General features: G+C 45.5%; 1 protein-coding gene. It reads right to left on the bottom strand.

Translation table 11 applies throughout. The features are described from left to right. A partial coding sequence (locus tag ACU8YC_RS25760; protein WP_446896074.1) for a hypothetical protein occupies positions 1–478 on the bottom strand: 478 nt, incomplete at its 3' end. Positions 479–582: the final 104 nt, after the last annotated feature.

Below are 582 nucleotides of genomic sequence, written 5' to 3'. Positions count from 1 at the left end.
TGATGCGGTCTCCGGGAATGGCGTCGATATGACGCCTTAATTCATCCCAGGCATAATCCTTTGAAATACTGAGATTGATTTGCGGGTTAACCGTCACTGCATTCGCATTAAACATAAGAGAAAACAGAACGGAAGCATATCCTGACATGGAGGAGCCAAAGAAATAAACATTCTGCACATTGTAATCTTTTATCACCTCCTCAAGGACAGCGCGGTAGGATGCGCCCGTGTCATGATCCAGATACCAGGTGTTCTCAGGATTGTGCATGAATAAAAGATCGCATCGCTGATCCTCCGTAAACGCCCGTAAGGCCATATACTTCTCACCCTGATTATGTGCACTCAGGATCACTAACAGACGTTCATTCTTTTTATCCGGTTCTTCAGGCAGGTATACATATTTTTTCCCGTACCGTTCATACTGAAAACGTTTCACCAGACTGGTGATGTCTGTGCTTACCGCCGGATCTGCATTCATAATATTTTACTCATGACGTTCAGCACGGGGTGCGATGAATCGGAGAAAAACCGTTTCGGCTCCCGTCTTAATTTAATCAGTTTGCGGATAAGCGGATGCCGGGT

The sequence above is a fragment of the Citrobacter sp. VF227 genome (genome assembly GCF_052950715.1).
The sequence above is the reverse complement of the archived record's forward strand: the minus strand, read 5'-3'. Positions and strand labels throughout refer to the sequence as shown.